Genomic DNA, 19612 nt, shown 5'->3' with positions numbered 1-19612 from the left:
TGGCACCTTGGTTGTCATGACTGCTGCTTCTGACATGTTCTCGTTCGAGACCGAGGACGGCCACCTCGCCTACCGCGACGTCGGGGCGGGCCGGCCGCTGGTGCTGCTGCACGGCGGCTACCTGGACCACAGCATGTGGGACGACCAGGCGCCGGTCCTCGCAAAGAACTACCGGGTGATTGCACCGGACGCCCGCGGACACGGCGGATCCTCCAACGCGAGCAGACCATTCCGTCAGACCGACGACCTCGCCGCGCTGCTACGCCACCTCGACGTCGGCCCCGCGGTCCTCGTCGGACTGTCGATGGGCGCGAGCATCGCGGTCGACACCGCACTGGAGCACCCCGACTTGGTCCATGCTCTGGTCGTCAGCGGCGGCGGAACCAGTGAGCCCGAATTCCACGACTCCTGGACCAAGGACATCTTCGCCGCGCAAGCTCGTGCCCTGGCCGCCGGCGATGCCGACGGCTGGATCGACGCCGCTCTGCTGTCCGCGGCCGGCCCGCACCGCACGCTCGACGACGTCGACCAGAAGGTCGTGCGACGGCTGCGCGAGATGACCACACGGACGATCGCCAAGCACACCAGCACCGAACACGACTGGACGGTGCCCGTGACCGATACCTGGGCACGAGCAGCGAAGATCACGATCCCGGTACTGGCCATCAATGGTGGCATCGACGGAGACGACCTCATAGGTATGGCCGAACGCCTCGTACACACCGTCGCCAACGGCCGTGCGGCAACCGTCGAAGGCACCGCGCACTACCCCAACATGGAACGACCGGATGCCTTCAACGAGATCCTGGAGGATTTCCTGCGGGCCGTATTCGCCCAAGCGAGCTGACGCAGGGCTCTGACGACACCAGGCCGTCGCCCGCCGCTGCCAATGTGATGCGTGTCCGCAGCTAGTCAGTTGGCTTGTCGGCGTGAAGGCCTGTCGCGAATGAGTCCGCAGCCGTCTGGACCGCAGCAACGTACTCCCGCCACCAAGCCTCGTCCCCGACCGCGTCATGATCAGGACCGGCGCGCCCGTCGATGAGCTCGCGGACGACATCTGCATGGCCGGCATGCTGGGCAGTCTCGGCCACCATCCGGATGAGCAGGACGCCCAGGGTCGTGTCGCGCCTGTCCTCGGGCCAGTGGGCCACCCACCCGGGGGCCTGCAGGTTCAGATCCGCGATGGTCTGATCGCCGTGCGCACAGGCACGTTTGTAGAGCCCGATCAGGTACTCGCTGGACTCGTCGGGTGTCGCCCACATGTCGGCGCCCTCCCACAGCGAGCCGTCCTCGATCCATGACATGGTCTCCGGCGACGGCCGCTTGAACGAAGCGCCAAGGTACTCGTACTCCACGCCGGCCAGGTGCTTGATGATGCCGAGCAAGTTGGTGCCGGTCGGTGTCATGGGTCGGCGCAGGTCGTACTCGCTCAAGCCGTCAAGCTTGGACAGCAGCCCTGCCCTGCCGGCCTGCAGCTTGCGGTGCAGTTCCTCTTTCACATCGGACATACTCGCTCCACTCGCCAACGGATGCCTGTACGTCATATCCAAGCATCGGCACCGGCCTTGGCGTGCCATGACCAGCACAATCGGCCGGCCAAACGACTCACGGTCCGAGTCAAGGCTTCAGGTGCGAGCGTCGGGAACGATGTCGCATCACTGCTTCGGTGTTTCCGCAGCGTGCTGTGCAATAGCGCCGCCGCCCGTTCCTGGACGTGTCCACATATGCCCGGGAGCACTCGGAGCGCATGCATCGCCCCAGCCGTGCTCCCCCTTCCCAGCACAGGACGAAGGCGAGGCCACCGGCGGTGACTGCCTTGACCCGGGAGAGCACGTCAGCCGAGTCGGGTACGAAGTGGCCATTGCTCCCTATAACTAGAACTGATATCAGTTCTGAAACAGTGTCAGAAAGCGCCGGGCAGCGGGAGGCAGCAGCCATGACCGAGCTTGTGGAACACGGAAAGCTGTTCATCGGCGGGGAGTTGACCGATCCCCTCGGCGGCGACGTCATCGAGGTCGTCTCGCCCCACACCGAGCAGGTCATCGGGCGCGTTCCGCACGCCTCCCGCGCGGACGTCGACCTGGCGGTGGCCGCCGCTCGCAAGGCATTCGACGAAGGGCCCTGGCCGCGGGCGACGCTGGATGAGCGGATCGCGGTGGTGAGCCGGATCAAGGACGCGATCGCCGTACGGCACGAGGAGATCGCCCGCTCCATCAGTTCGCAGAACGGCTCTCCGTACTCCTGGAGCGTCCTCGCCCAGGCGCTCGGCGCGATGATGGTGTGGGACGCGGCGATCACGGTCGCGCGGGACTATCCGCACGAGGAGCGGCGGGCCGGAGTGCTCGGGCCGATCCTCGTACGACGGGAGCCGGTGGGCGTCGTCGCGGCCGTCGTGCCCTGGAACGTCCCGCAGTTCACGGCCGCCGCCAAGCTGGGCCCGGCGCTGCTGGCCGGCTGCACCGTGGTGCTCAAGCCCTCGCCCGAGTCGCCCCTCGACTCGTACATCCTCGGCGAGATCGCCAAGGAGGCCGGGCTCCCGGAGGGTGTCCTGTCGATCCTGCCCGCCGACCGGGAGGTGGGCGAGTATCTGGTCGGGCACCCCGGCGTCGACAAGGTGTCCTTCACCGGGTCGGTCGCCGCGGGCAAGCGGGTCATGGAGGTCGCCTCGCGCAATCTCACCCGCGTCACCCTGGAGCTCGGCGGCAAGTCGGCGGCGGTGATCCTGCCGGACGCGGACCTGGCGTCGACGGTCGCCGGGATCGTGCCCGCGGCGTGGATGAACAACGGGCAGGCGTGCGTGGCCCAGACCCGTATCCTCGCGCCGCGCAGCCGCTACGACGAGATCGCCGAGGCGTTCGCGGCGGCGGCCTCCGCGCTGGTGGTGGGCGACCCGCTCGACACGGCGACGCAGGTCGGGCCGCTGGTGGCCAGGCGCCAGCAGCAGCGTTCGCTCGACTTCATCAGGATCGGCCAGGAAGAAGGCGCCAAGATCCTCACCGGAGGCGGGCGCCCGGCCGGACTGGAGCGGGGCTGGTACGTCGAGCCGACGCTCTTCGGCGGGGTCGACAACTCGATGCGCATCGCCCGCGAAGAGATCTTCGGGCCGGTGATCTGTCTGCTGCCGTACGGGGACGAGGGCGAGGCGGCGAAGATCGCGAACGACTCCGACTACGGGCTCAGCGGCAGCGTCTGGACCGCGGACGTCGAGCGCGGCGTCGATTTCGCTCGGCGAGTCAGAACCGGGACATACAACGTCAATACGTTCAGCCTCGATATGCTCGGGCCGTTCGGTGGCTACAAGAACTCAGGCCTGGGGCGAGAGTTCGGGCCCGAGGGGTACGGCTCGTACCTGGAGCACAAGATGATCCATCTGCCGGCCGAGTACGGGAGTAATTGATGGGTGACCGCTGGCACATCGAGGTCGACCGGAGCGTGTGCATCGGCTCGGGCATGTGCGTGAGCCACGCGCCGGACGGGTTCGCGCTGGACTCGGCACGGCAGTCGCATCCGCAGACCGCCGACACCGATGCCAATGAGCAGCTCCTGGCGGCGGCGGAGAACTGCCCGGTGGAGGCGATCGCGATCAGGGTGCTGGAGAGCGGGGAGCCGGTCTTTCCGCCGGAGGACTAGACGCCGGTGGCGGGGTTGTTTTCCTGCCCGCCCCGAACCCCGCTCCTCAAACGCCGGACGGGCTCGATTTTCCGGCCCGGCCGGGCGGAGTCTCAGTCAGGTCGATCAGGCGGCACACCGTCTCGATGTCGATCTTCACCTGGGCGATCGACGCCCGGCCCGAGAGCCAGGTGATCAGCGCCGAGTGCCAGGTGTGCTCGATCACGCGGACCGCGGAGAGCTGCTCCGGCGTCGGGTTCTCCAGACCCATCGCGTCCAGGATGATCGCCGTCGTCTGCCGGGACACCGTGTCCACCTCGGGGCTCACGCTGCGGTCCGCGAAGGTCAGTGCCCGCACCATCGCGTCCGCGAGATGCGGCTCCCGCTGGAGCGCGCGGAACGCCCGCATCAGCGTCTCGGCGACCCGTTCCGCCGCGGTGTCCCCGGCCGGGGGCCGCTTGCGCAGCGTCGTGTGCATGTGCTGGAGCTGGTCCTGCATGGTGGCGACCAGCAGATGGATCTTGGAGGGGAAGTATCGGTAGAGCGTGCCGAGCGCGACGGACGAGGACTCGGCGACCTCGCGCATCTGTACGGCGTCGAAGCCGCCCCGGCTGGCCAGCTGCGCACTGGCGTGCAGGATGCGGCGCCGACGCGCCTCCTGGCGTTCTGTCAGGGGCGGCGACGCGGCCCCCGCAGACTTGGCTTCCGCTCTCATATGTCCCGTTCCATGTGCGAGTCCGGATCGCACAGCATGGCAGCGTGCCCGTCGTGGCGCGAATCACCTGATCCGGGCCCTCACAGCCGCGCTACCTGCCGGTAGATTCGAAGCTCCTTGAACGATCAAGTCTGTAACTTGTTCTAGATTAGCGTGAGCGGTTACGCTCCGGCGAAAACCAGTGAGAAGGGGGCCGTGAGTGACCGCTGAGGCCATAGAGGCCGGCCCTCGTTCGGGCCTGTCCGGGGGGTCGTCCGGGCACCCGTCCGGCGGTGACGATCCGCTGCGAATCGCGCTCCTCACCTACAAGGGCAACCCCTTCTGCGGCGGCCAGGGCGTCTATGTGCGGCACCTTTCGCGCGAGCTCGCCCGGCTCGGCCACAGCGTCGAGGTGATCGGCGCGCAGCCCTATCCCGTACTGGACGAAGGCGTGCCCCTCACCGAGCTGGGCAGCCTGGATCTTTACCGGAGCCCGGACCCGTTCCGTACGCCGAAGCGCGGTGAGTACCGCGACTGGATCGACGCGGTCGAGGTCGCGACGATGTGGACCGGTGGCTTCCCCGAACCGCTGACCTTCTCGCTGCGCGCCCGGCGTCATCTGGCAGCGCGGCGAGGGCAGTTCGACGTCATCCACGACAACCAGACGCTCGGGTACGGGCTGCTGGCCGACCTCGGTGCGCCGCTGGTCACCACCATCCACCACCCGATCACGGTCGACCGTCAGTTGGAGCTGGACGCCGCGGACGGCTGGCGGCGGCGGGCGTCGGTGCGGCGCTGGTACGGCTTTACCCGGATGCAGAAGCGTGTGGCCCGGCGGCTGCCGTCCGTGCTGACCGTCTCCGGCTCCTCGCAGCAGGAGATCGTGGACCACCTCGGGGTGCGGAGCGATCGCGTCCACGTCGTGCACATCGGGGCCGACACGGACCTGTGGTCGCCGAACCCGGCGGTCGCGGAGGTTCCCGGCCGGATCGTCACCACGTCCAGCGCGGACGTTCCGCTGAAGGGCCTCGTGCACCTGGTCGAGGCGCTGGCGAAGCTCCGTACGGAGAACCCCGCCGCGCATCTCGTCGTCGTCGGCAAGCGCGCGGAGGACGGGCCGGTCGCGCAGCTCATCGAGCGGTACGGGCTCGAGGACGCGGTCGAGTTCGTCAAGGGGATCACGGACGCGGAACTGGTCGACCTCGTACGGAGCGCGCAGATCGCGTGTGTGCCGTCGCTGTACGAGGGTTTCTCGCTGCCGGCGGCGGAGGCGATGGCGACGGGGACGCCGCTCGTCGCCACGACCGGGGGTGCGATTCCGGAGGTGGCCGGGCCGGACGGGGAGACGTGCCTGGCGGTGCCGCCGGGTGATGCGGGGGCGCTGGCGGCGGCGCTGGGCCGGTTGCTGGGCCATTCCGGGCTGCGTGTGCGGCTTGGGGCGGCGGGCCGGGAGCGGGTGCTCGCCCGGTTCACCTGGCGCCAGGCGGCGATCGGCACGGCGGAGCACTACCGCGAGGCGATCGCGTCCCGGCGGCCTTCGGTCCGCTCCGCGGCCCCGTCTCCCGCCCGCTCCGCGGCCACAGGAGTTGCCCGGTGACGAAGCACGCCCAGGCCGTTCGCGGTGCCGCGGGCCGCGGGGGCGCCACGGTGACGCGGCAGCCGCAGGCCTCTGTCCGCTCCGCGGGCCCGAATCCCGGCCGCTCCGCGGCCCAACGTACTTCCTGGGCACGGTCCGTCCAGGGTGCTCGCCGCTCCGCGGCCACAGGAACTGGTTCCTCCGACCTCGAAGGCAGGCCGACCTCGTGCTGACCGTCGACTTCTCCCGCTTTCCGCTTGCCGCAGGCGACCGCGTGCTCGACCTCGGGTGCGGCGCCGGGCGGCACGCGTTCGAGTGTTACCGGCGCGGTGCGCAGGTCGTGGCGCTCGACCAGAACGGCGAGGAGATCCGCGAGGTCGCCAAGTGGTTCGCCGCGATGAAGGACGCCGGGGAGGCTCCCGAGGGCGCCACCGCCGCCGCCATGGAGGGCGACGCACTCAACCTTCCCTTCCCCGACGAGTCGTTCGACGTCGTGATCATCTCCGAGGTGATGGAGCACATCCCGGACGACAAGGGCGTGCTCGCCGAGATGGTGAGGGTCCTCAAGCCCGGCGGGCGTATCGCCGTCACCGTCCCCCGCTACGGCCCCGAGAAGATCTGCTGGGCGCTCAGCGACGCGTACCACGAGGTCGAAGGCGGCCACATCCGCATTTACAAGGCCGACGAGCTGCTCGGCAAGATGCGGGAGGCCGGGCTCAAGCCGTACGGCACGCACCACGCGCACGCGCTGCACTCGCCCTACTGGTGGCTCAAGTGCGCCTTCGGCGTGGACAACGACAAGGCCCTGCCGGTCAAGGCGTACCACCAGCTGCTGGTCTGGGACATCATGAAGAAGCCACTGGCCACCCGCCTCGCCGAGCAGGCGCTCAACCCGCTGATCGGCAAGAGTTTCGTGGCATACGCGACCAAGCCGCACCTGCCTGCGGCGGCCGCCAAGTGACCTCTCCGGGCCGTACGGAGCACCTCGTCCTGCCCGGGGTGCTCACCGCGGAGGAAGCCGCCGAGACGGTCGCGGGGGTGCTCGCCGCGCAGCGCGAGGACGGCGCGATTCCGTGGTTCCGCGGGCATCACCTCGACCCGTGGGACCACACCGAGGCCGCGATGGCACTGGACGCGGCGGGCGAGCACGACGCCGCGGCCCGTGCGTACGAGTGGCTGGCGCGGCACCAGAACCAGGACGGGTCCTGGTACGCCGCCTATCACGACGGCGACGCGGACCGCCCCACCGACCGCGGCCGTGAGACGAACTTCTGCGCGTACATCGCCGTCGGCGTCTGGCACCACTACCTCGCCACCGGCGACGAGATGTTCCTCGACCGGATGTGGCCGACCGTGTTCGCCGCGATCGAGTTCGTACTGGAGCTGCAGCAGCCCGGCGGCCAGATCGGCTGGAAACGGGAGGCGGACGGCACCGCGGTCAACGACGCGCTGCTGACCGGCAGTTCGTCGGTGCACCAGGCGCTGCGCTGCGCGCTGGCGATCGCCGAGGAGCGCGAAGAGCCGCAGCCCGACTGGGAGTTGGCGGCGGGCGCGCTCGCGCACGCCATATGCAGGCACCCCGAGCGCTTCCTCGACAAGAGCCGCTACTCCATGGACTGGTACTACCCGATCCTCGGCGGCGCGCTGACGGGCGTGGAGGCCAAGTCGCGTATCGAGCAGAGCTGGGACGATTTCGTGGTCCCCGGCCTCGGGGTGCGGTGCGTGCTGCCCAACCCCTGGGTGACCGGCGGTGAGAGCTGCGAACTGGCCCTGGCCCTGTGGGTGATGGGCGAGTCCGACCGGGCGCTGGAGATCCTCCAGTCCGTCCAGCATCTGCGGGCCGACGGCGGCCTGTACTGGACGGGGTACGTCTTCGAGGGCAACCGGGCCTTCTGGCCGGAGGAGCTCACCACCTGGACGGCGGGATCGCTGCTGCTGGCGGTGGCCGCGCTCGGGGGGGACGAGGCGACCACCGCGGTCTTCGGCGGGGAGCGGCTGCCGCGGGGGCTCGCGCCGGAGTGCTGCTAGGGGGCGCCTGCGGCGGGCCTGTTCCCCACCCCGCCCCTTCCCGTAACCGGGGGCAAGCCCCCGGACCCCCGTACGCCCTTCGGGCGTTGTCCTCAATCGCCGGACGGGCTCCATTTGAGCCCCGCCGGCGATTGAGGCGCGGGGGTCCGGGGGCGGAGCCCTCGGGGGCTGTCAGTGGCGGCGCAGGCGGCCTGCCACCGCGTGGCCGACGAAGAGGTACACCACGGCGGCGAGGCCGTAGCCCGCGACGACTCGTGCCCATGCTTCGTCGAAGGTGAACAGGTCGTAGGACCAGCCGGCGAGCCAGCGGGCGGCATCCTGGACGAAGCCCACCAGGTCGTTGGCGCGGTTGGCGTCCAGCAGATACATCAGGATCCAGAGGCCGATGATGACGGCCATGACATCGGCAACGATCGTGACGACCGTCGCGGCCTGATTCGTTCCCTTGCGTTGGCTGAGGCTCATACTCTCCGGGTTGCCGCTTGTGAGCGTGTGAAACCCATTCGGCCCCGCCCGAGAGCCGGGTCTCCGGGCCTTTTGGGTCTTTTGGGTCTACGAGTTGAGCTCGGCCAGGACCCGGAGGGTGTGCGGGTCCGGGGCGGTCACCAGCAGGTCGGTGACCGGGCCCTTGCGCCACAGCTCCAGGCGTTCGGCGATCCGCTGCCGCGGTCCGACGAGTGAGATCTCGTCGGCGAAGGCGTCGGGGACGGCGAGGACGGCCTCCTCGCGGCGGCCGTCGGCGAACAGTTGCTGGATGCGCCCGGCCTCGGACGCGTACCCCATGCGCGCCATCAGGTCGGCGTGGAAGTTACGGGCCGCGTGGCCCATGCCGCCGATGTAGAAGCCGAGCATCGCCTTGACCGGGAGCAGCCCCTCGGCGACGTCGTCGCAGACCTTGGCGCGGGCCATCGGCGCGATCAGGAAGCCGTCGGGCAGCTCGGTGAGGGAGGCCTCGTACACGTCCGTGCGCAGTGGCGACCAGTACAACGGGAGCCAGCCGTCGGCGATGCGCGTCGTCTGGGAGATGTTCTTCGGCCCCTCGGCGCCCAGCAGGACGGGCAATGAGGCACGCAGCGGATGCGTGATGGGCTTGAGCGGTTTGCCGAGACCGCTGCCGTCCTCACCGGTGTACGGATGGGAGTGGAAGCGGCCCGCCAGCTCAACAGGGGCCTCGCGCCTGAGGACTTGGCGGATCACGTCGACGTACTCGCGGGTCGCCGTCAGCGGGCTCTTCGGGAAGGGGCGGCCGTACCAGCCCTCCACCACCTGCGGCCCCGACAGGCCGAGCCCGAGCATCATCCGGCCGCCGGAGAGATGGTCCAGGGTGAGCGCGTGCATCGCGGTGGCGGTGGGCGTGCGGGCGGCCATCTGGGCCACCGCTGTGCCGAGCCGGATACGGGAGGTGTGCGCCGCGATCCAGGTGAGGGGGGTGAAGGCGTCGGAGCCCCAGGCCTCGGCGGTCCACACCGAGTCGTAGCCGAGCCGCTCGGCCTCCCGGGCGAGCTCCAGATGGCCGGGGTCGGGGCCGCGGCCCCAGTAGCCGAGAGCAAGGCCGAGTCGCATACCTGGGTCCCCTCCAGCCGTATGTTTCTGACGGAGCGTCAGGGTACGGCAGCGGCCCCCCGCCCGGAAGGGCGGGGGGCCGCTGAACGGCCGTGTGCGTCAGCCGCTTGCGTCAGCCGCGCTGGATACCCGAGGCGTCCTGCAGGACGCCACGGCGGCCGTCCTGCGTCTGGGCGATGAGGCCCGGACCGCGCTGCTCGACCGCGAGGTACCAGGTGCCCGGCGCGAGTTCGGCGATCGGGGTCGGCGAACCGTCCTCGCCGTACAGCGGACGGGCCACCGGAACCGCGAACCAGAACGGCGTGAAGTCGGCGGCGCCGCCGGCCTGCTGCGGCGCGGCCGGGGCCTGCTGCTGACCCGGCTGCGGCTGGGCGCCGTACGGCTGGGGCTGACCCGGCTGCGCGCCGTAGGGCTGCTGCTGGGCGCCCGGGTAGCCGTAGCCGCCGGGGGCGCCGGGCTGCGCGCCGTACGGGTTCGCGGCCGGCTTCGGGGCGCCGACGAGCGGGGCCTTGAAGGCGGGCACGATCAGGGAGCAGACGGCGCCGGCCGCGAGGACGAGCGCCGCGATGAAGCCGAGGATCAGGCCGGTGCCGGCGTCGACGTTGCCGCCGACGTCAAGGGAGCCCGCCGGGTCGAAGATCGCGCCGAGCGCGCTCCACGCGGTGAAGACCGTCAGGGCGACGCCGAGCTGGCCGAGGTCGAGCCCGATGACCTTGGGCGGCTGCGGCAGCGCGCGGGAGATGACGATCAGCGCCGCACCGATGATGCCGGCCAGGTAGACACCCAGCAGCAGGGAACCGTTGTCCCAGGCGGTCGGCACGTCGTCGCAGTTGCTGCCGGAGCAGTCGAACGTGTCGAGGAACGAGGCGATGAACAGCAACACCGCTGCTCCGATCACCACGCCATCGCCTCGAGTGAGGGAGCGGATGTTCACGTAAAAAGTCCTTCGTCGGTCGTCTCATCGGGGCGGTCGTCGCTGCCGCCGGTGTGGCGGTGTGCACGGCGCGGAGCTCGGGGGTGACTCCCCATCGTAGAGGTGAATCTATCGTCTGCCCGATGCGCCCGTCTGCCGGGTATCGCACTGTTACCTCTGGAGGTAACTGCCGATCCCGTCCGCGATTCCCTGCGCCGCTTTCTGCCGCCAGCTCGAACTCTTCAGCAGGGCGGCGTCTTTCGGGTCACGCATATTGCCGCATTCGATGAACACCTTGGGCACGGTGGACAGATTCAGGCCGCCGAGATCCTCGCGTACGTCCAACCCGGTGCCGCCGCCGACGTAGTTGGAGGGGGCGCTGCCCGTTGCGCGTACGAACTTTCCGGCGATCCGCTCGCCGAGGTCGCGGGATGGGGCGACGATTTTCGCGGTGTCTGCCGCACCGCCCCTGACCAGGGCGGGAAGGATGACGTGGAAGCCGCGGTTGCCGACGCCCGAGCCGTCCGCGTGGACGGAGACGACGGCGTCGGCCCCGGCCTTGTTGCCGATGCGCGCCCGTTCGTCCACGCAAGGACCGAACGGACGGTCGTTGGTGTGGGTGAATTTGACCGTCGCGCCCTGCTTCTCGAGCAGTGTGCGAAGACGTTGTGAAACATCGAAGGTGAATTCGGCTTCGGTGTAGCCGTCGTTGGTGGCCGTGCCCGTCGTGTCGCATTCCTTGCGATTGGTTCCGATATCCACGAGTTTATTGATTTCGCTCGTGTGCCGGAAGTTTCCGGGATTGTGCCCCGGGTCGACGACCACGACCTTGCCGGTCAGCGGCCCCGACGCGTTCCCCTTCGAGGAGGGCGAGGGTGAGGGAGCGGACGAGGCGGCGGGGGAGGAGGCGGGCGGCGAAGGCGATGGGGCAGGTCCCGGCTTGCCCGCGGTGGTCTGCCGACTCGGCGTCGGCAGCACCTTCGGAGGCTCGTTGTCCTCCGGGCCGCTCATCGCCTTCCAGACCAGCCACCCCGCCAGGGCGGTCGGCACCAGCGCGGCGATCGCGATGGTCAGATTGCCGCGGCCGATGCGGCGCGGACGGGTGGAGGGCTGGTTCTCGTCGTACGACACCCTCGCGATGCTAGCGGGACGGCTCAGATCCCCGGCCCTGTACGCCGCAGGACGCGCAGCGAGTCGGTCGCCGAGACCTCGGTGAACGCGCCGGACGCGAGTGCCCGGAGACAGACGCGGTACGGGGCCTGGCCGGTCCACTCGTCGACCGGGTCGGGGAAGACGTCGTGGATCACCAGCAGGCCGCCGTCGGCGACGTGCGGCGCCCAGCCCTCGTAGTCCCCGCCCGCGTGCTCGTCGGTGTGGCCGCCGTCTATGAAGACCAGGCCGAGCGGTGTGCCCCAGACCCGCGCCACCTGCGGGGAGCGGCCGACAACCGCGATGACGTGCTCCTCCAGACCGGCCTTGTGCAGGGTCCGGCGGAAGGTGGGTAGCGTGTCCATGCGGCCGATCTCGGGGTCCACGGTCTCCGGGTCGTGGTAGTCCCAGCCCGGCTGCTGCTCCTCGCTGCCCCGGTGGTGGTCGACCGTGACGGCCGTCGTGCCCGCCTCGCGGGCGGCGTCGGCGAGCAGGATGGTGGAGCGCCCGCAGTACGTGCCGACCTCGAGCAGCGGCAGCCCGAGCGCGCCCGCCTCCGCCGCTGCCGCGTACAGGGCGAGCCCTTCCCGTACGGGCATGAAGCCCTTCGCGGCCTCGAAGGCGGCGAGGGTCTCCGGCTTGGGGACGGCGGCCATGGGTTCCTCCGGGTCGTACGGGGTGTCCGGCCGCCCATCGTGCCTCACGCGTCGCACTCGAACCACATCGTCTTGGCTCCTGGGAGTGGCAGCGTGCCCCAGCGGTCGGTCACGGCCTCGACAAGGAGCAGCCCCCGCCCGCCCTCGTCGAGCTCGTCGCCTCTGTACTCGGGGCGCACCGGGCGGGGACAGTGCGGGTGCTCGTCGGAGACCTCGACGCGCAGTCCGTCCGGCCGTCGCAGGATGAGCAACGTGCAGCGCCTGCCGGGCACATGCCGTACGACATTGGCGACCAGCTCGGTCAGGGCCAGCTCGGCGTCGTCGGTCAGCGCGGCCATGTCCCAACGGGTCAGGAACATCCGCAGGATGCGCCGCAGATGCCGGGCCGAGTGCTCACCGAGGGTGAAGCCTGTGCGGTAGCTGTCGCTAATTGCCGCTGGTGAGCAGTCAGTTACGTGATTCATGTCACCAGCGTGCGGTGGTGTGGTTACGCTCGGCTACGAACGGAAACGAACGCCGCGAGGCGTGAGCTTGGGGGTGACCGCGAGCGTGGTCAATATCCGCGACCTCGATCCCAGCGCATCGCCGCTGGACTACTACGGCTCCGAACTGCGCCGCCTGAGAGAGGACGCCGGGCTGAAGCAGGGCGAGCTCGGCGGCTGTGTCTTCTGTACGGCGTCGCTGATCGGCCAGATCGAGACGGCGAGGAAGGTGCCGACGAGGGACTTCTCGGAACGGGTGGATGCGGCGCTGGGGACGGGCGGGGTGTTCTCGCGGCTGGTGGGGCTGGTGCTGCGGAGCCAATTGCCGAGCTGGTTCCAGGCGTATGCGGAGATGGAGGCGCGGGCGGCGTACATCTCCACGTACCAGGCGCAGTTGGTGTACGGCTTGCTGCAGACGAAGGATTACGCGCGGGCAGTGCTGGCGACGGGGCTGCCAGAAAACCTGGACGAGTTGGTGGCGGCTCGGATGGAGCGCCATCGGATCCTGGGCCGGGAGCATCCACCCATGGTCTGGGTGGTACTGGATGAGGCAGCACTGTATCGGCCGATCGGCGGCCCGGAGGTCATGCGGAACCAACTCGCCCACTTGTTGAGTTTCCGCGAGAAACGCTGGGTGAGGATCCAGGTGCTGCCCTTCGCGGCCGGCGAACACGCAAGCCTGATCGGTTCGTTCACCACCATGCGGTTCAGCGACGACCCGGACCTCGTTTACTCGGAGGACCTCATCTCGGGGCACATGACCGCCAACCCCGACACCGTCAAGGAAGCCGCACTTCGTTACGCTCACGTGCAGGCCGCTGCCCTCTCCGTAGAGGATTCGGCGGCACTGATCACCCGCGTAATGGAGGAACGTTATGGGCACCAGCCAGGACCTGACGGGCGCGCGGTGGCGTAAGTCCAGTTACAGCGGAAACACCGGCGGCGAGTGCATCGAGTGCGCCCCGCTCGGCGCGACCGCCTGGCGTAAGTCGTCGTACAGCGGCGACACCGGCGGCGACTGCATCGAGGTCGCCGCCCACCCCTGCCGTATCGCCGTCCGCGACTCCAAGAACCCCGACGGCCCCGCCTTCGCCGTCACCCCCGCCGCCTTCGCGGCCTTCGTCACGGCCGCCGCCGAGGGCGGCCTCTGAGGGGCCCCTATCCGGCGTTGGACTCTGCGGAGGGCGCGCTGTGCACGCCCTCCGCAGTCCTAAATCACTTCTTCTTCTCCAGGCAGACCACATATGCCGTCAGGCTGGAGTTGTTTTCAGCGTGTGTCGCCGAGACTGCCCAGCCGGTCGCGCTGGTCCCGCTGGCGGCGGGGTCGCCGTTGGCGTCGATGGGGTACGAGTCCGTGAGGTAGGCAGTGGCAGCATCGGTGAAGTTGGTGAAGCCGCCGCCGCCAACCGCGGTCGCGTCGGTCGGGCACTGGACCCATGCGGTCACATTCTGGTTTGGAACCAGGGTCATGGGGTCGCCGACGTAGGTCTTCGCGACCACCTTGCCGTTCTTGTCGGATCCGTCCGTATCCGGATCGTCGGCCGCGTAGGCCGTGGATGCCATGCCGGTCGCGAGCATCATCGGGACGCTCGCCAGAGCGATAACTATGGAGCGCTTCAACTCCAGACCTCCTGTCAGGGGTCATACCCGATCCGCAATCTGTAGCGGATCGATCACCTGGTTTGTAACGCTAGGGGGATGTATGACCGATATGCCATTGCATGGGTCTGAATGGGTGAGGGGAGGGCTCTTCCGGCCGTGGTCGCCCTTGGCGTCGACGCGCAGTCGCCCGCGCCGAACGTCAGGCAGTGGCCTCCACGGCGGCGATCCGGCGCGGGCCCACCCCAAGAACCATCAATCTGACCTATCGTCAGATTGAAACGTGTTCTAGTCTGCCGTCCATGGGCATCGGAATCATGCAGGAGCAGCGGGAGTTGGCCCGGTCCGTCCGCGGCTGGCTGGCCCGCGCCGTGCCGCCCGCGGAAGTGCGCAAGCTGCTCGGCGCGCCCGGCGGTGGGGTCGGGCGACCCGGGTACTGGGACGGTGCGGCCGAGCAGGGGCTGCTCGGGGTGCATCTGGCCGAGCAGCACGGCGGCGGGGGTGGGACGATCCTCGACCTCGTCGTCGTCCTGGAGGAGACCGGCCGGGCCGCACTGCCGGGGCCGTATCTGAGCAGCGTGCTCGCATCCGCCGTGCTGGCCCGCGCGGGCCGGGCCGATCTGGCGGCCGCGCTCGCGGGAGGGGAGCGCATCGCGGCCCTCGCGCTCGGTCCCGGGACGCTCACCGCCACCCGGACTCAGGACGGCTACAGGCTCGACGGCACCGCCCCGCCCGTCCTCGGTGGCGGGCACGCCGATCTGCTCGTACTCGAAACCCCGACGGGTTGGCTCGCGGTCGACGCGGATGCGCTCACCGTCCGCGTGCACGAGAGCGCCGACCCGACCCGGCCCACCGCCGAGGTCACCGCGCACGGCGTGACCGTGCCACGGGACCGTGTGCTGGACATCGACACCGCTCTCGTACGGGACCTGGCGCGGGTGCTCTTCGCGGCGGAGGCGTGCGGGGCAGCCGCCAAAGCCCTGGAGATCGCCACCGAGTACGCGAAGGTGCGCGAACAGTTCGGGCGGCCCATCGGGCAGTTCCAGGCGGTCAAGCATCTGTGCGCCGACATGCTGGTGCGCGTCGAGCAGGCGCGGGCGCTGGCGTGGGACGCGGCACGCGCGATCGACGCCGGCCCCGGCGTACGCGGCCTGGTGGCGTCGCTCGCCGCGGGAACCGCGCTGGACGCCGCGTACAGCTGCGCCAAGGACTGCATCCAGGTGCTCGGAGGGATCGGCTTCACCTGGGAGCACGACGCGCATCTGTATCTGCGCCGGGCCCTGGTCGGGCGCCAGCTGCTGGGGTCCGGCGACAGCCACCGGCTGCGGGCGGTCCGGCTCGCGGCGGGCGGGGCACGGCGCGAGCTGCGGCTGGAGCTGCCGGCGGAGGCGGAGAGGTACCGGACGCCGGCCCGCGCGGCTGTCGAGGGGGTCCGGGGCCTCGACCCGGCCGCCGCCCGCCGTGCCCTCGCCCCCACCGGGTACGCCGCCCCGCACCTCCCGAAGCCGTACGGCCTGGACGCCGGAGCGGTCCAACAGCTCGTCGTACAAGAGGAGTTAATGGCCGCCGGGGTGAAGGTGAGCGACCTCGGGATCGCGACCTGGGTGGTGCCTTCGCTCATCGCGTACGGGACCCCGGCCCAGCAGGAACGCTTCCTGCGGCCGACCCTGCGCGGCGAGGTGCTGTGGTGCCAGCTCTTCTCCGAACCCGGCGCCGGATCGGACCTGGCGAGCCTGAGCACGAAGGCCGAGCGGACCGAGGACGGCTGGCGGATCACCGGCCAGAAGGTGTGGACGAGCGCCGCGCTCCAGGCCGACTACGGGATCCTGCTCGCCCGCACCGACCCCGGCGCACCCAAGCACAAAGGGCTCACCTACTTCGTCGTCGACATGAAGCGGACGGACGGCATCGACATCCGGCCGCTCAAGGAGATCACCGGGGAATCCCTCTTCAACGAGGTGTACTTCGACGGGGCGCTGCTCCCGCACGACGCCGTGGTCGGGCAGGTCGACGACGGCTGGAAGGTCGCCCGCAACACCCTCGGCAATGAACGCGTCCACATGGCCGATCAGTTGACCTTCGACACGGATCTCGAAGGGCTGCTCGCGCGGGCGTCCGGTCTGGACGGCGCGTACCGCGTGCGCATCGGTTCGCTGGCGGCCGAGGCGCACGCCCTCGCCTGCATCGGTCTGCGCACCACCATGCAGCAGGTGTCCGGACTCGAACCGGGCGCGGGCGCCTCCGTGCGCAAACTCGTCCAGACCGTCCACCAGCAGAAGACCGCGGAGCTCGCCCTCGAACTGCTTGGTCCCGAGGGCGCGTTGCGCGAAGGGGCGGGGGAGCGGGCCGTGCACGGCTTCCTCATGTCGCGCTGCCTCACCATCGCCGGCGGCACCACACAGGTCCAGCTCAATGTCGTCGCCGAGCGCATCCTCGGCCTCCCGCGGGACTGAACGAGACTGCACGAGACTGAAGGGGACAGCATGAAGGCGTACATCGTCGGCGTCGGGATGACGAAGTTCGAGAAGCCCGAGTCGAGGGACTGGCAGTACTGGGACATGGCGAGGGAAGCGGGCGGCCAGGCGCTCACGGACGCCGGGATCTCGTACGAGCAGGTGCAGCAGGTCCCGGTCGGCTACTGCTTCCAGGCCTCGACGGCAGGCCAGCGGGCGGCGTACGAACTCGGCCTGACCGGCGTCCCCGTCTACAATGTCAGCAACAACTGCGCGACCGGCTCGACCGCGTTGATGATGGCGCGGCAGTTCGTCGAGGGCGGCATCAGCGACTGCGTACTGGCGCTCGGCTTCGAGAAGATGACGCGCGGGGCCCTGGGGGCGGGCTCCGACGGCGGGGCCTTCGCGACCTCGCCGGTCGCGCGCCACTACGGCGTGATGGCGGCCGGTCACGGCTTCGAGATGTCCCCGCCCACCGCGCAGATCTTCGGGAACGCGGCGCGCGAGCACATGGAGCGGTACGGCACGACCGAGGCGCAGCTCGCCGCCGTCGGCGCCAAAAACCACAGGCACTCGGCGAACAACCCCAACGCCCAGTTCCAGGACGTCTACTCGGTCGACGAGATCCTCGCCGCGAAGACGATCCACCGGCCGCTCACCAAGCTCCAGTGCTCGCCCACCTCCGACGGGTCGGCCGCCGCGGTCGTCGTCTCCGAGCGGTTCGTCGTCCAGCACGGGCTGCACGACAAGGCCGTGGAGATCGCGGCCCAGGCGATGACCACCGACACCGAGGAGTCCTTCGCCTCCGGCTCCTGCATCGACGCCGTTGGCAAGCCGATGTCGCGGGCGGCCGGCCGGCAGGTCTTCGAGGACTCGGGGCTCGGCATCGAGGACGTCGACGTCATCGAGCTGCACGACTGCTTCTCCGTCAACGAGCTCCTCACCTACGAGGCGCTGGGCATGTGCGCGGACGGCGAGTCCGGGAAGCTGGTGGAGAGCGGGGCGACGACCTACGGCGGCCGGTGGGTGGTCAACCCCTCGGGCGGCCTGATCTCCAAGGGGCATCCGCTGGGCGCGACCGGGCTGGCCCAGGCCGCCGAGTTGGTGTGGCAGTTGAGGGGGGAGGCGGGCGCGAGGCAGGTGGCGGGCGCGCGGGTGGGGCTGGCGCACAACATCGGGCTCGGCGGGGCGGCGGTCGTCGCGCTGCTGCGAAGGTCCTAGGTCCGCGGGGCCGTGGCCCGTACATCGATATCCGGATGTACGGGCCGGACGGCGGCTGAGACCATGACGGTCATGGTTCACGCCCCGGACGCCGAAGGCACCGCAGAGTCCGCCGCACAGACAGCGATGTCCACCCGCGCCTCTCGCCCAATGCGCACCTGGGCGGTGATCCTCGCCGCATGCGCCGGCCAGTTCCTCGTCGTCCTCGACGTGTCCGTCGTCAATGTCGCGCTGCCCTCGATGCGCGCCGATCTCGGGCTCTCCACCACGGGGCTGCAGTGGGTCCTCAACGCGTACTCCATCGCCTTCGCCGGGTTCATGCTGCTCGGCGGGCGGGCCGCGGACATCTTCGGCCGCAAGCTGATGTTCCTCACCGGGCTCGGGCTGTTCACCGCCGCGTCCGTCGCGGGCGGGCTCGCCCAGGAGGGGTGGCAGCTGGTCGCGGCGCGGGCCGTGCAGGGCCTGGGCGCGGCGGTGCTCGCGCCGGCGACGCTGACCATCGTGACGGCGGCCGTGCCGCCGGGCCCGGCCCGCACCCGGGCGATCGGCACCTGGACGGCGGTGGGCGCGGCGGGCGGCGCGGCCGGCGGACTCGTCGGCGGCGTCCTCACCGACCTGCTGTCCTGGCGCTGGGTGCTGCTGATCAACGTGCCGGTCGGTGCGCTGGTCCTGATCGGCGCGGCGATCTGGTTCACCGAGAGCCGGGCCGGTGGGGGTACCTCCCACGCCGAAGGCCGTGGGGGAGGCCGCCGGCTCGACCTGCCGGGCGCGGTGCTGGTCACGGGCGGCCTCGCGGCGGTCGCGTACGGCATCGTGCAGACCGAGGAGTCGGGCTGGACCGCGCCCGGCACGCTGCTGCCGCTGCTCGGCGGGCTCGCGGTGCTGGCGCTCTTCGTGGCCGTGGAGGCGCGGACCGGCGCGCCGCTGATGCCGCTGAAGGTGTTCCGCTCGCGTGCGGTGTCCGCGGCGAACGTGGCCATGTTCGTGTGCGGTTCGGCGTCGTTCGCCATGTGGTTCTTCATGACGGTGTACGCGCAGAACGTGCTGGGCTACACGCCGTTGGAGGCGGGCCTGGCGCTCATCCCCAGCTCGGTCAGCGTCATCGTCGGCTCGAAGCTCGCGCCCCGCCTGATGGTGCGGGCCGGCGCCAGGAATGTCGCGGCCATCGGCGCCCTCGTCGCCGCGACCGGCTTTGGCTGGCAGTCCACAATGACCGCGGAGGGCACCTACTTCACCACGATCCTCGGCCCCGGCATCCTCATGATGGCCGGCGCCGGACTGGCCACGACCCCGCTCGCCTCGCTCGCCACCTCGGGCGCGGCACCGGGCGACGCGGGCCTGGTCTCGGGGCTGATCAACACCTCCCGCACGATGGGCGGTGCGCTGGGCCTGGCCACCCTCTCCACGGTCGCGGCGGCCCGCACGGCGGGCGGCACCGACCCCCAGGCGCTCACGGCCGGATACGCGCTGGCGTTCCGCACGGGGACGGGGCTGCTGCTGGTGGCGGCGGTGCTGATGCTGCTGTGGCTGCCTGGCGCTGCTGCTTCGAAGGAGTCCGTGCAGGACTCTTCGGCGGGGTCGGGAACTGCTCGGGATTGAGTCAACTCTAGTTTGCATTAAAGCCTCTGAGTAGGTGTTATATGATCGCTTCATGAACCTCAAGGAATGG

Annotated in this window: 21 protein-coding genes; 11 read left to right on the top strand and 10 right to left on the bottom strand. The window is 70.2% G+C overall.

The window, feature by feature from the left end:
• The first annotated feature begins 16 nt into the window (after nt 1–16).
• Nucleotides 17–847, top strand: coding sequence for an alpha/beta fold hydrolase (locus ACH492_RS37590; protein ID WP_398993558.1), 831 nt, complete (start codon nt 17–19; stop codon nt 845–847).
• A gap of 61 nt (nt 848–908) precedes the next feature.
• On the opposite strand, the gene ACH492_RS37585 is transcribed toward ACH492_RS37590, so the two are convergent.
• Both ACH492_RS37585 and ACH492_RS37580 read right to left on the bottom strand, forming a co-directional pair.
• Nucleotides 909–1508: a DinB family protein gene (locus ACH492_RS37585; RefSeq protein ID WP_398993556.1), complete on the bottom strand. Its 600-nt coding sequence runs from the start codon at nt 1506–1508 to the stop codon at nt 909–911.
• A gap of 109 nt (nt 1509–1617) precedes the next feature.
• Nucleotides 1618–1938 carry a CGNR zinc finger domain-containing protein gene (locus tag ACH492_RS37580; RefSeq protein ID WP_398993554.1) on the bottom strand — a complete coding sequence of 107 codons (321 nt, stop codon included), beginning with the start codon at nt 1936–1938 and terminating at the stop codon, nt 1618–1620.
• On the opposite strand from ACH492_RS37580, the gene ACH492_RS37575 reads away from it, so the two are divergent.
• Nucleotides 1937–3397: an aldehyde dehydrogenase gene (locus ACH492_RS37575; protein WP_398993552.1), complete on the top strand. Its 1461-nt coding sequence runs from the start codon at nt 1937–1939 to the stop codon at nt 3395–3397. The two genes, ACH492_RS37580 and ACH492_RS37575, sit on opposite strands and share 2 nt — an antisense overlap.
• Nucleotides 3397–3630 (top strand): ferredoxin, encoded by a 234-nt coding sequence (locus ACH492_RS37570; protein ID WP_398993550.1) that lies wholly within the window; start codon nt 3397–3399, stop codon nt 3628–3630. Before ACH492_RS37575 ends, ACH492_RS37570 begins: the two co-directional genes overlap by 1 nt.
• Nucleotides 3631–3676: 46 nt before the next feature.
• Here the strand turns inward: ACH492_RS37570 and ACH492_RS37565 are convergent, their stop codons facing one another.
• The gene (locus ACH492_RS37565) at nt 3677–4324 is read right to left on the bottom strand and encodes a TetR family transcriptional regulator (RefSeq protein WP_398993548.1); all 648 of its coding nucleotides are present in this window, start codon (nt 4322–4324) and stop codon (nt 3677–3679) included.
• Nucleotides 4325–4523: 199 nt separating this feature from the next.
• Here ACH492_RS37565 and ACH492_RS37560 point away from each other — a divergent pair, with 199 nt between their 5' ends.
• The 3 genes from ACH492_RS37560 to ACH492_RS37550 all read left to right on the top strand — a co-directional run bounded on the left by ACH492_RS37560 (nt 4524) and on the right by ACH492_RS37550 (nt 7907).
• Nucleotides 4524–5900: a glycosyltransferase family 4 protein gene (locus tag ACH492_RS37560; RefSeq protein WP_398993546.1), complete on the top strand. Its 1377-nt coding sequence runs from the start codon at nt 4524–4526 to the stop codon at nt 5898–5900.
• A 205-nt stretch (nt 5901–6105) separates the two neighbouring features.
• Nucleotides 6106–6840, top strand: coding sequence for a class I SAM-dependent methyltransferase (locus ACH492_RS37555; protein WP_398993544.1), 735 nt, complete (start codon nt 6106–6108; stop codon nt 6838–6840).
• Entirely contained in the window at nt 6837–7907 is a 1071-nt protein-coding gene (locus tag ACH492_RS37550) for a prenyltransferase (protein ID WP_398993542.1), read from the top strand. The genes ACH492_RS37555 and ACH492_RS37550 overlap by 4 nt, the downstream gene beginning before the upstream one ends.
• Before the next feature lie 171 nt (nt 7908–8078).
• On the opposite strand, the gene ACH492_RS37545 is transcribed toward ACH492_RS37550, so the two are convergent.
• The 6 genes from ACH492_RS37545 to ACH492_RS37520 form a co-directional block, all read right to left on the bottom strand.
• Nucleotides 8079–8372: a hypothetical protein gene (locus ACH492_RS37545; protein WP_307663779.1), complete on the bottom strand. Its 294-nt coding sequence runs from the start codon at nt 8370–8372 to the stop codon at nt 8079–8081.
• An 87-nt stretch (nt 8373–8459) separates the two neighbouring features.
• Nucleotides 8460–9470 (bottom strand): LLM class F420-dependent oxidoreductase, encoded by a 1011-nt coding sequence (locus tag ACH492_RS37540; RefSeq protein ID WP_398993540.1) that lies wholly within the window; start codon nt 9468–9470, stop codon nt 8460–8462.
• A 112-nt stretch (nt 9471–9582) separates the two neighbouring features.
• Nucleotides 9583–10404, bottom strand: a complete 822-nt coding sequence (locus ACH492_RS37535; RefSeq protein ID WP_398993538.1) for a hypothetical protein — start codon at nt 10402–10404, stop codon at nt 9583–9585.
• Nucleotides 10405–10554: 150 nt separating this feature from the next.
• On the bottom strand, nt 10555–11514 hold the full coding sequence (locus tag ACH492_RS37530; protein ID WP_398993536.1) for an N-acetylmuramoyl-L-alanine amidase: 960 nt from the start codon (nt 11512–11514) through the stop codon (nt 10555–10557).
• A 23-nt stretch (nt 11515–11537) separates the two neighbouring features.
• The gene (locus ACH492_RS37525; RefSeq protein WP_398993648.1) at nt 11538–12188 is read right to left on the bottom strand and encodes a class I SAM-dependent methyltransferase; all 651 of its coding nucleotides are present in this window, start codon (nt 12186–12188) and stop codon (nt 11538–11540) included.
• A gap of 44 nt (nt 12189–12232) precedes the next feature.
• Nucleotides 12233–12652, bottom strand: a complete 420-nt coding sequence (locus ACH492_RS37520; protein ID WP_398993534.1) for an ATP-binding protein — start codon at nt 12650–12652, stop codon at nt 12233–12235.
• 85 nt (nt 12653–12737) lie between these two features.
• Here ACH492_RS37520 and ACH492_RS37515 point away from each other — a divergent pair, with 85 nt between their 5' ends.
• Together ACH492_RS37515 and ACH492_RS37510 are read left to right on the top strand one after the other, a co-directional pair.
• Nucleotides 12738–13586 carry a Scr1 family TA system antitoxin-like transcriptional regulator gene (locus ACH492_RS37515; RefSeq protein WP_398993646.1) on the top strand — a complete coding sequence of 283 codons (849 nt, stop codon included), beginning with the start codon at nt 12738–12740 and terminating at the stop codon, nt 13584–13586.
• Complete coding sequence (locus tag ACH492_RS37510) at nt 13546–13821, top strand: DUF397 domain-containing protein (RefSeq protein ID WP_398993532.1); 276 nt, start codon at nt 13546–13548, stop codon at nt 13819–13821. Before ACH492_RS37515 ends, ACH492_RS37510 begins: the two co-directional genes overlap by 41 nt.
• Before the next feature lie 64 nt (nt 13822–13885).
• Here ACH492_RS37510 and ACH492_RS37505 read toward each other — a convergent pair whose 3' ends face one another.
• Nucleotides 13886–14290 (bottom strand): hypothetical protein, encoded by a 405-nt coding sequence (locus ACH492_RS37505; RefSeq protein WP_398993530.1) that lies wholly within the window; start codon nt 14288–14290, stop codon nt 13886–13888.
• A 281-nt stretch (nt 14291–14571) separates the two neighbouring features.
• Here ACH492_RS37505 and ACH492_RS37500 point away from each other — a divergent pair, with 281 nt between their 5' ends.
• The 3 genes from ACH492_RS37500 (at nt 14572) to ACH492_RS37490 (ending at nt 19542) form a co-directional block, all read left to right on the top strand.
• Nucleotides 14572–16722 carry an acyl-CoA dehydrogenase gene (locus ACH492_RS37500; protein ID WP_398993528.1) on the top strand — a complete coding sequence of 717 codons (2151 nt, stop codon included), beginning with the start codon at nt 14572–14574 and terminating at the stop codon, nt 16720–16722.
• A gap of 30 nt (nt 16723–16752) precedes the next feature.
• Complete coding sequence (locus ACH492_RS37495) at nt 16753–17943, top strand: lipid-transfer protein (protein WP_398993526.1); 1191 nt, start codon at nt 16753–16755, stop codon at nt 17941–17943.
• A gap of 63 nt (nt 17944–18006) precedes the next feature.
• Nucleotides 18007–19542, top strand: a complete 1536-nt coding sequence (locus ACH492_RS37490; RefSeq protein WP_398993524.1) for an MFS transporter — start codon at nt 18007–18009, stop codon at nt 19540–19542.
• Nucleotides 19543–19612: the final 70 nt, after the last annotated feature.

The sequence above is a fragment of the Streptomyces sp. NPDC019443 genome (assembly GCF_044389785.1).
GTDB lineage: Bacteria > Actinomycetota > Actinomycetes > Streptomycetales > Streptomycetaceae > Streptomyces.
Note: the sequence above shows the minus strand (reverse complement) of the source record. Positions and strands in the feature narration are given on the sequence as shown.

What these genes read in the sequence shown, in the direction of transcription:
- ACH492_RS37590 (WP_398993558.1), top strand. Translation starts at nt 17, where the DNA reads ATGACTGCTGCTTCTGACATGTTCTCGTTCGAGACCGAGGACGGCCAC.
- ACH492_RS37585 (WP_398993556.1), bottom strand. Translation starts at nt 1,508, where the DNA reads ATGTCCGATGTGAAAGAGGAACTGCACCGCAAGCTGCAGGCCGGCAGG.
- ACH492_RS37575 (WP_398993552.1), top strand. Translation starts at nt 1,937, where the DNA reads ATGACCGAGCTTGTGGAACACGGAAAGCTGTTCATCGGCGGGGAGTTG.
- ACH492_RS37580 (WP_398993554.1), bottom strand. Translation starts at nt 1,938, where the DNA reads ATGGCTGCTGCCTCCCGCTGCCCGGCGCTTTCTGACACTGTTTCAGAA.
- ACH492_RS37570 (WP_398993550.1), top strand. Translation starts at nt 3,397, where the DNA reads ATGGGTGACCGCTGGCACATCGAGGTCGACCGGAGCGTGTGCATCGGC.
- ACH492_RS37565 (WP_398993548.1), bottom strand. Translation starts at nt 4,324, where the DNA reads ATGAGAGCGGAAGCCAAGTCTGCGGGGGCCGCGTCGCCGCCCCTGACA.
- ACH492_RS37545 (WP_307663779.1), bottom strand. Translation starts at nt 8,372, where the DNA reads ATGAGCCTCAGCCAACGCAAGGGAACGAATCAGGCCGCGACGGTCGTC.
- ACH492_RS37540 (WP_398993540.1), bottom strand. Translation starts at nt 9,470, where the DNA reads ATGCGACTCGGCCTTGCTCTCGGCTACTGGGGCCGCGGCCCCGACCCC.
- ACH492_RS37525 (WP_398993648.1), bottom strand. Translation starts at nt 12,188, where the DNA reads ATGGCCGCCGTCCCCAAGCCGGAGACCCTCGCCGCCTTCGAGGCCGCG.
- ACH492_RS37520 (WP_398993534.1), bottom strand. Translation starts at nt 12,652, where the DNA reads ATGAATCACGTAACTGACTGCTCACCAGCGGCAATTAGCGACAGCTAC.
- ACH492_RS37510 (WP_398993532.1), top strand. Translation starts at nt 13,546, where the DNA reads ATGGGCACCAGCCAGGACCTGACGGGCGCGCGGTGGCGTAAGTCCAGT.
- ACH492_RS37500 (WP_398993528.1), top strand. Translation starts at nt 14,572, where the DNA reads ATGGGCATCGGAATCATGCAGGAGCAGCGGGAGTTGGCCCGGTCCGTC.
- ACH492_RS37495 (WP_398993526.1), top strand. Translation starts at nt 16,753, where the DNA reads ATGAAGGCGTACATCGTCGGCGTCGGGATGACGAAGTTCGAGAAGCCC.
- ACH492_RS37490 (WP_398993524.1), top strand. Translation starts at nt 18,007, where the DNA reads ATGACGGTCATGGTTCACGCCCCGGACGCCGAAGGCACCGCAGAGTCC.